The organism is Clostridium sp. UBA7503, from assembly GCF_002477055.1.
Lineage (GTDB): Bacteria > Bacillota > Clostridia > Clostridiales > Clostridiaceae > Clostridium_J > Clostridium_J sulfidigenes.
Map to the genome: position 1 here is coordinate 1 of NZ_DLNT01000060.1, position 9,336 is coordinate 9,336.

The 9,336-nt window shown below is 29.7% G+C and carries 8 protein-coding genes, 1 tRNA gene and 1 other annotated feature; all 9 genes read left to right on the forward strand.

Annotation, left to right across the window (positions count from 1 at the left end; all coding sequences use genetic code 11):
• Positions 1–82 precede the first annotated feature (82 nt).
• The 9 genes from B3630_RS17385 (at position 83) to murD (ending at position 8,599) form a co-directional block, all read left to right on the forward strand.
• A complete protein-coding gene (locus B3630_RS17385; RefSeq protein ID WP_346871391.1) occupies positions 83–253 on the forward strand; it encodes a hypothetical protein in 171 nt (56 codons plus the stop codon).
• 6 nt (positions 254–259) lie between these two features.
• Positions 260–442: a hypothetical protein gene (locus B3630_RS17390; protein WP_346900372.1), complete on the forward strand. Its 183-nt coding sequence runs from the start codon at positions 260–262 to the stop codon at positions 440–442.
• A gap of 176 nt (positions 443–618) precedes the next feature.
• Positions 619–1,398, forward strand: a complete 780-nt coding sequence (locus B3630_RS17395; protein WP_035130756.1) for a type III pantothenate kinase — start codon at positions 619–621, stop codon at positions 1,396–1,398.
• Between the two features lie 8 nt (positions 1,399–1,406).
• Positions 1,407–2,384, forward strand: coding sequence for a tRNA dihydrouridine synthase DusB (gene dusB, locus B3630_RS17400; RefSeq protein WP_346900374.1), 978 nt, complete (start codon positions 1,407–1,409; stop codon positions 2,382–2,384).
• Between the two features lie 133 nt (positions 2,385–2,517).
• A complete protein-coding gene (gene greA, locus B3630_RS17405; RefSeq protein ID WP_346871395.1) occupies positions 2,518–2,997 on the forward strand; it encodes a transcription elongation factor GreA in 480 nt (159 codons plus the stop codon).
• 30 nt (positions 2,998–3,027) lie between these two features.
• Positions 3,028–4,569 carry a lysine--tRNA ligase gene (lysS, locus tag B3630_RS17410; RefSeq protein WP_346900376.1) on the forward strand — a complete coding sequence of 514 codons (1,542 nt, stop codon included), beginning with the start codon at positions 3,028–3,030 and terminating at the stop codon, positions 4,567–4,569.
• 261 nt (positions 4,570–4,830) lie between these two features.
• Positions 4,831–4,905 (forward strand) — tRNA-Asn (locus B3630_RS17415).
• A gap of 120 nt (positions 4,906–5,025) precedes the next feature.
• Positions 5,026–5,192 (forward strand) — a binding site (T-box leader).
• An 80-nt stretch (positions 5,193–5,272) separates the two neighbouring features.
• The gene (locus B3630_RS17420; protein WP_346900378.1) at positions 5,273–6,664 is read left to right on the forward strand and encodes a glycine--tRNA ligase; all 1,392 of its coding nucleotides are present in this window, start codon (positions 5,273–5,275) and stop codon (positions 6,662–6,664) included.
• Positions 6,665–7,219: 555 nt separating this feature from the next.
• Positions 7,220–8,599, forward strand: coding sequence for a UDP-N-acetylmuramoyl-L-alanine--D-glutamate ligase (gene murD / locus B3630_RS17425; protein ID WP_346900380.1), 1,380 nt, complete (start codon positions 7,220–7,222; stop codon positions 8,597–8,599).
• Positions 8,600–9,336 lie beyond the last annotated feature (737 nt).

Genomic DNA, 9,336 nt, shown 5'->3' on the forward strand with positions numbered 1-9,336 from the left:
TACTATATAGGGTACATTTTATTTTAAATAAAGGTATATACCCTTTTTTATTTGATAATAATAAAAAAAGGAGGCGATTATTATGAAGGATATAACGATTCAATCTCTAATTAAAAAAGAAAATGAGATTATTAAAAGTTATAAAAGTTATCTGACAAACATACCTGTTCAAGAAATTGACAACAAGGCACAGGACTCTATTGTAAGACATAATAATCATGTAGAGACTTTAAAAAATATTATAGGGAGGTAGGGGTCGATGTTCAATGGTAAGGAAAAAGAAAAAAATATTAGAAGGAATTACATAAATAAAAAAGAGGAAAATTTAAAAAAAATATATCTGAATATTATGAATAATTCCAATGATGGAACATTAAAAGGAGAATTATATAAGATTTTTAAAGATGAGTTGGATATAATAAATAGTAATAATCTAATATAAAACATAATAGAGTAGTCTACAGTGGTATTACATAAAATTCATTAACACATTAAGTAGTATTAACTTAAAAAAGTTAATTAAGTTATATAGTTAAAGTGTTAAATGTGTTATAATAATTAGGAACATTTAAAAAGCAGCTTAAAAGCTGCTTTTAATTATATAGAGGTGACATGATTATGATATTCGTATTAGACGTAGGAAATACTAATATAGTATTAGGTATTTATAAGAATGAGGAATTAATAGTTGAGTGGAGATTATCTACAGATAATAGAAAAACTTCTGATGAATATATGATAGAAGTAGCACAGCTTTTTGCTTACAACAAGCTAGAGGTTAGTGATATATCAGGAGTTATTATTTCATCAGTAGTTCCCAATATAATGTATTCCCTAGAACATATGGTTAGAAAGTTTTTTAACAAAAAACCTCTAGTAGTAGGTCCGGGAATAAAAACTGGAATAAATATAAAATATGATAATCCTAAAGAAGTAGGAGCAGATAGAATAGTTAATGCAGTAGCAGCTCATGAAATGTATAAAAAACCATTAGTTATTATAGATTTTGGTACTGCAACTACTTTTTGTGCAGTAGCTGCTAATGGAGATTATATAGGTGGAACTATATCGCCAGGTATAAAAATATCCTCAGATGCTTTATTCCAAAGAGCTGCTAAACTTCCAAGAGTAGAGCTTATAAAACCGGAAACAGTTATTTGTAAAAATACAGTAGCTAGTATGCAAGCAGGTATTGTATATGGTTATATAGGTCAAGTTGATTTTATCGTAAGTAAAATTAAAGAAGAAATGATAGCGTTAGGTGAGGAAAATCCTATGGTAATAGCTACAGGAGGTCTTGCTAATCTTATAGCTGAGGGATCAAAATCTATAGATAAAGTTGAACCATTCTTAACTTTAGAAGGACTTAGGATTATATACGAGAAGAACAGAGAATAGGTGATAGAATGAAAATTTCAAATATAAGCTTCAAAAATCCTGTATTTCTAGCTCCTATGGCAGGAGTTACTGATATAGCTTATAGAGGCATATGTAAAGAAATGGGATGTGAACTAGTTTATACAGAAATGGTTAGTGCGAAAGGGTTATATTATAATAGTAAAAATACCGGAACTCTTATGAGAATAAGTGATGAAGAGAAGCCGGTTGCATTACAGATATTTGGAAGTGAGCCAAAGATAATGGCATTTGCTTGTGAGTCTATTCAATGTATGGATGGAGTTGCTATTATAGATGTAAACATGGGATGTCCAGTACCGAAAATAGTTAAAAACGGAGAAGGTTCTGCTTTGATGAAAAATCCTAAGCTTGCTGGCGAAATTGTTAAAGAAATGAAGAAGTCTACAGATAAGCCTATTACAGTAAAGTTTAGAAAGGGTTTTGATTCAAATAGCATAAATGCTGTGGAGTTTGCTAAGTATTTAGAAGATGCAGGAGTAGATGCTATAACGGTGCATGGAAGAACTAGAGAACAAATGTATGAAGGTAAGGCAGATTGGGATATAATAAAGCAAGTAAAGGAAGCTGTTTCTATACCTGTCATTGGAAATGGTGATATTTTTGAGGTAGAAGATGCTATAAATATGAGGAAACAAACTAATTGTGATGGTATAATGGTAGCGAGAGGTGCTATGGGAAATCCTTGGATATTTAAAGAGATAAAACAAAGAATTGATGGCAATGATATAGTAAGGCCTACTGATGTAGAAAGAATAGATATGTGCATAACTCATTTGAATAGAGCTGTAAAGTTCTTTGATGAAAATAAGGCTGTAAGAGAAATGAGAAAACATATAGCATGGTATATTAAGGGATTAAGAAATTGTACCGAAATTAAAGATAAAATCAACTATGCTATATCCTATGATGAAATGTATGGTTTATTAGAAAAATATAAATTGAATTATGAAAAGTGGTATTTTTAATATAAATATGCCTTTATTGACAAGGAATTGTAGCTGTTTTATAATTAATCAAAGATTATAGAGACTATATATGATACAATTGAGTATTTATAATGATATAGAATTATTTAGTAAGATTGAAGGGGAGAGAAAAATGAGCGAAGCTAAAAAATACGTGATGACTTACGAAGGAATAAAGAAGCTTGAAGATGAGCTAGAGTACTTAAAAACTGTTAAAAGAAAGGAAATAACGGAAAAGATAAAGGTTGCTTTAGGATATGGAGATTTAAGTGAAAATTCAGAGTATGACGAAGCAAAGAATGAGCAAGCATTTGTAGAAGGAAGAATCATTCAACTTGAAAATATGCTAAGAAATGCATCTGTGGTAGATGAAAGTGAAATTCCCAAGGATATAGTTAGTATAGGCACAAGTGTAAAAGTGTTTGATTATGAATTTGATGAAGAAATAGAGTTTTATCTTGTTGGATCTGCTGAAGTAGACCCTTATGAAAATAAAATTTCAGATGAGTCCCCTGTTGGAAATGCTCTTATGGGGAAAAGACCAGGGGATATTGTAGAAGTATCAACTCCAGATGGAATTAACAAGTATAAAGTGTTGGAAATTAATAGATAATCATAAATGAGAAACTAGGAGGAATGGTCTATGGCTACAGAAGTTAACAATGATAATTCACAAGAAATTGTAGTAGATAATGAACAATTACAAGCTCAAGAAGCTGAATATAATGAACAAGTAATGATAAGAAGACAAAAACTAGCTGATCTTCAAGCACAAGGAAAAGACCCTTTTGACGTATATAAAGTTGAAAGAACTCATGAGGCTAAAAAAATAAAGGATAACTATGAAGAACTTCAGGAAACAGAAGTTACAATTGCAGGAAGACTTATGTCTAAAAGAATTCAAGGAAAAGCTGGATTCTGCGATATTCATGATAGATCTGGTAAAATGCAAGTATATATAAGACTTGATAGGGTTGGAGAAGAACAGTTTAAAGATGCAAAAACTTTTGATATAGGTGATTTTTTAGAAGTTACAGGTATACCATTTGTAACAAAGACAGGTGAAACTTCTGTTAAAGCTAGCAAAGTGACTTTAATTTCTAAATCATTAAAACCACTTCCAGAAAAATGGCATGGTCTTAAAAATCCGGATTTAAAATATAGACAAAGAGAAGTAGACCTAGTAATGAATAAAGATGTAAGGGATACTTTTATTAATAGAATAAAAATTATAAAAGCTGTAAGAGAATTCTTAGATAATAGAGGATACTTAGAAGTGGAGACTCCTATTTTATCTCCTATAGCTGGAGGAGCAGCTGCAAGACCATTCGTAACTCATCATAATACCTTAGATATAGATATGTATTTAAGAATTGCTACCGAGTTATACTTAAAAAGATGTATAGTTGGTGGACTTGAAAAAGTATATGATATGGGTAAAAACTTCAGAAATGAAGGAATGAGTATAAGACACAATCCGGAATTTACAATGATAGAATTATATGAAGCTTACGCTGATTATAACGATATGATGAAAATAACAGAAGAATTAGTTGCATATGCTTGTGAGAAAGTTCATGGTAGTACTAAAGTAAATTACCAAGGAACTGAAATAGACTTTACACCACCATGGAGAAGAATTACTATGATTGATGCTGTAAAGGAATATGCAGGTGTAGACTTCAATGAAATTAAGACAGATGAAGAAGCTAGACAAATTGCAAAAGAAAAACATTTAGAATTTATAAAGGAATTAAAAGATTGTACAAAGGCAGATATATTAAATGGTTTATTTGAAGAATATGCTGAAGAACATTTAATTCAACCAACATTCCTTTGTGATTACCCAGTAGAAATATCACCATTAACTAAGAAAAAACGTGGTAATGAAGCCTTTACTGAGAGATTTGAAGGATTTGTTTATGGTAGAGAAGTTTGTAATGCTTATTCAGAGCTTAACGATCCTATAGTTCAAAGACAAAGATTTGAACAACAAGCAAAAGAAAGAGAGCTTGGAGATGATGAGGCTTATCTAATTGATGAGGAATTCATGAGTGCTCTTGAGGTAGGAATGCCTCCAACAGGTGGACTTGGAATTGGTATAGATAGAATAGTAATGTTCTTAACTGATTCAGTATCTATCAGGGATGTTATACTATTCCCAACAATGAAACCTCTACAATAATATATAATTTAAAAAATAATTTTACCCAAAAGTTATTGCATATTGAAGTAATTTTTGGGTAAAATGTTAAGGTGTTAATTTAATATATAATATAAGTAAAGAGATATTATATATTAAATAATTATTGCATATTAAAAATATTTCTGGATAAAATATTAAAGTATTGATATAATGTAAGTGCAAGAAATTATTTTTTAAATTTTATAAAATAGTGTTGAAATTTACATTAAATATGCTATAATCTAGATATGAATTAAATATTCCGCGATAGCTCAACGGTGGAGCACTCGGCTGTTAACCGATAGGTTGGAGGTTCGAATCCTCTTCGCGGAGCCATTTTTATAAGATAACTTACGGCGGGCTTTTAAGTCGGCTTATTTTGTTATAGTAAATAATATAACAAAATAATATTTATATTTTAATATTATATTGAATTATAATATTATTAAAAACTAAATAATAACGATGATAAAGAAGAGTAGTAATAAAGATTTTAAAGAGAGATGATGGTGGGTGTAAATCATCATATCAATATTATGAAGGGAGCTTTTGAGTTAGTGATAAATTTTAAAGATGAGCTTTAGCTAATAAGGGTGGAACCGCGGATTAATTTCGTCCCTTAATTGGTTAAAGTTTTTTTATTTACAAATATTAATTTGTTAATTGCAATTAATAATAAAAAACATTGATGGAGGTAATGAATATGGCAAAAGAATTAACTATGGATAAAATGGTAGCTTTATGTAAAAATAGAGGATTTATATTTTCTGGGTCTGAAATTTATGGAGGGCTTGCAAATTCATGGGATTATGGTCCTTTAGGTGTGGAATTTAAAAATAATGTTAAAAAAGCATGGTGGAAAAAGTTTGTTCAAGAAAATCCTTATAATATAGGTTTGGATTGTGCTATATTGATGAATCCAGAAGTTTGGGTAGCTACAGGTCATGTAGGTGGATTCTCTGATCCATTAATGGATTGCAAAGAATGTAAGGCTAGATTTAGAGCTGATAAGTTAGTTGAAGATCATATGGTTTCAGAAGGAGCAGAAGTAGCTGTAGCTGATGGATGGACTAATGAAGAGTATAAAGAATATATTGAAAAACACAATGTGGTTTGTCCAAAGTGTGGGAAAATGAATTATACAGATATAAGAAAGTTTAACCTTATGTTTAAAACTTTCCAAGGCATAACTGAAGACAGTAAAAATGAAATATATTTAAGACCTGAAACAGCTCAAGGTATATTTGTAAACTTTAAAAATGCTCAAAGAACATCAAGAAAGAAAGTGCCTTTTGGAATAGCTCAAATAGGTAAATCTTTCAGGAATGAAATTACTCCAGGTAACTTTACCTTTAGAACAAGGGAGTTTGAGCAAATGGAGCTTGAATTTTTCTGTAAGCCAGGAACTGATTTAGAGTGGTTTAAATATTGGAAAGAGTATTGTAAGAATTTCTTATTTAACTTGGGAATGGGTAAGGAAAATCTAAGGTTTAGAGATCATGAAAAAGAAGAACTATCATTCTATAGTAATGCTACTTGTGACATAGAGTTTTTATTCCCATTTGGATGGGGTGAGCTTTGGGGAATAGCTGATAGAACAGACTATGACTTAAAAAGACACATGGAACATTCAGGAGAAGAGCTATCTTATCTAGATCCAACTACTAATGAGAAATATGTACCATACTGTATAGAACCATCATTAGGAGCTGATAGAGTTGCATTAGCATTCTTGTGTGAAGCTTATGATGAAGAAGAACTAGAAGGCGGAGATGTTAGAACAGTGATGCATCTTCATCCAGCATTAGCACCATTTAAGGCCGCGGTACTTCCACTTAGTAAGAAATTAAGTGAAAAGGCTATTGATGTATATGGAATATTATCTAAAAAGTTTAATGTAGATTATGATGAGGCTGGAAGCATAGGAAAGAGATATAGAAGAGAAGATGAAATAGGAACACCATTCTGTATTACTATTGACTTTGACACTGTAGAAGACGAAACTGTTACAGTAAGGGATAGAGATACTATGGAACAAGTAAGAATGCCAATAAGTAATCTAGTATCTTATATAGAAGAAAAAATGGAATTCTAATAGAAGTCTATATGGATTTAAAATAGCTCTAGGCATTAATTTGCTTGGAGTTATTTTATAGTAAAGAATATAATAAGTTGAATATGTAAAGTAAAAATATATTGGTATGATAAATTAAGTGTGTTTAAAAAACGTATTGTAGTCTAAAATTTAAATAGAAATTGTATTTAAGGGTTCATTACTGGAAATTTATATAAACGAATAAAAAAATAACCGGATTTGCATCCGGTAAAAAATAGGGTTTAATCATGGGGATATGTTATGTGCAATGTTAAACCTTTGGGGAAAAGTTTTAACACCTTTACTTACGGCACAAACAGATTATATCATATTGAAAAATTCATAGCAATAGCTTTTTGAAAAATAATAAATTAAATTGAAAAAACAATGGAAAGTTAGCAGATACAAGGGGAAAATAGGCGAAAATAAAGAAAATAGGGGAACTTTTGCAATAAGTAGAATAAGTATTTTTCATAGAGTTTTTTTAAGTCTAATGTAATGATATAATTATAGTATAGAAGTAAGCTAATATATGGCGGTACTGGAGGAATAAGAATGAAAAGAAATTTTAGTGAGTTTAAGAAGTTTATTAAGGATAAAAATGTAGCAGTAGTAGGAATAGGGGTAAGCAATATACCACTTATAGAGTTCCTTATTGGATTAGGAGCTAAAGTAACTGCATTTGATAAAAAGAATATAGAAAAACTTAAAGAAGTTGTAGACAAGTATCAATGCAAAGGAGTTAAATTTGAATTGGGAGAAGGATATCTAACTAATTTGCGTGGCTTTGATGTCATCTTTAAAACCCCGTCTATGAGAATTGATAGTAAAGAATTAACTATAGCCCAAAATGAAGGTGCATATATAACATCTGAGATGGAGGAGTTTTTAAGATATTGTCCTGCTAAAGTATACGGTATAACAGGAAGTGACGGAAAAACAACAACTACATCTTTAGTATATAGTATTTTAAGTGCCGCAGGTTTCAAAACTTGGATTGGAGGGAATATAGGTACTCCATTATTCACAAAAATAGAAGAAATATCACCAGATGATAAGGTTGTTCTTGAATTATCAAGTTTTCAACTTATGACTATGGATACATCTCCAGAAGTAGCTTTAATTACAAATTTATCACCTAACCATTTAGATATGCATATAGATTTACAAGAATATATAGATTCTAAAAAGAATATATTTAAATATCAGAATAAAGATAACCTATTGGTGTTAAATGAAGATAATGATGTTACAAGAAATATTAAAGGGGAAGAAAGTGGGCATCTTTATACTTTTAGTAGAAATAGTGTTATAGAAAATGGAGCTTACTATAAAAATGGAAATCTTTTTGCTAGAGGTAAAAAGGTATGTAATGAAAGTGAAGTATTGCTTAAAGGTATGTATAATATAGAAAATTTATTAGCAGCCTTCGCTTTGATAATGGATGATGTGGATGTAAAATATATGAGAGAAGTCGCAATTACTTTTAAAGGTGTAGAACATAGAAATGAATTTGTAAGAAGCTATAGAGATGTAGAATACTATAATAATTCTATAGCTTCAAGTCCTACTAGAACATTAGCAGGTATAAAAGCTTTTGAAAAACCGGTAGTATTAATTGCTGGAGGACGTGATAAAAAAGTTCCTTTTGATCCATTAGCATATGAAGGATATCCATATATTAAATCATTGATTTTGCTTGGGGAAGCTAAAGAACAAATTAAAAAAGTTTTTGACAAATTAAAAAATGAAAAGGGTATTCATGTTGATATTTATATGGTTGATACGTTAGAAGAAGCTGTAAATAAAGCAGTGGAAATATCAGTAAGCGGAGACATAGTAGCATTAGCCCCGGCATGCACAAGCTTTGATATGTTTGAAAACTTTGAGATTAGAGGAAATAGGTTTAAAGAAGTTGTTAAGAATTTAAAGTAATAGAGCATTATTAAAAAATATATATCTATAATACTTTGTATTAACTTAATAATAGAAAGATATACTCCTAGAACGCAGTAAACGCAGTTTTGATTTGCTGTTTTCTAGGAATATACTTTTTTAATCATAATGTCAATTGAATTGTAAAGAATACTATAAGAAGAGTATATTAGATTATTAGATTAGTTATAAGTAGTAGTGACACTCTATTGTACTTAATATTTTAACATCTCTTGTAATCTGGGTATACAAATGGTAAATCTCTTTGAAACCATCATGGATAGAACAACTATTTAACTAGGTATATATAACTAGTTTTCAATTTATATACGTAACTATTTATTTTAAATCTATATGCTCAGAGTAGATTATAAGATTTTATAGATAAAAAACATATAATTAATTAGTACTATAGTGCATATCATAAATAAATTTAAAAAAACTTAACCAAGTGTATCAATACATGTAAATTAGAGAAAAAATAAGAAATTTAGAGCAAATAAAGGATAATTTTTATATATAATTACACAAGTTAAGAAGAGAAAGCAAACCCTATGATATTATAAATCTCGTCACTAAGTGATGCGAACTTCAAAGTTCAAATCTAGATAACTTTAAAAATGGGTTTAAACAAAAAAGTTTTAAAAAGTTTAAAAAGTTATTGACATAACAAAACGATGGTGATAAAATTTAAAAAGTAGTCAGTCGGTAGATTGATGAAAACCAAATGGTCTTTG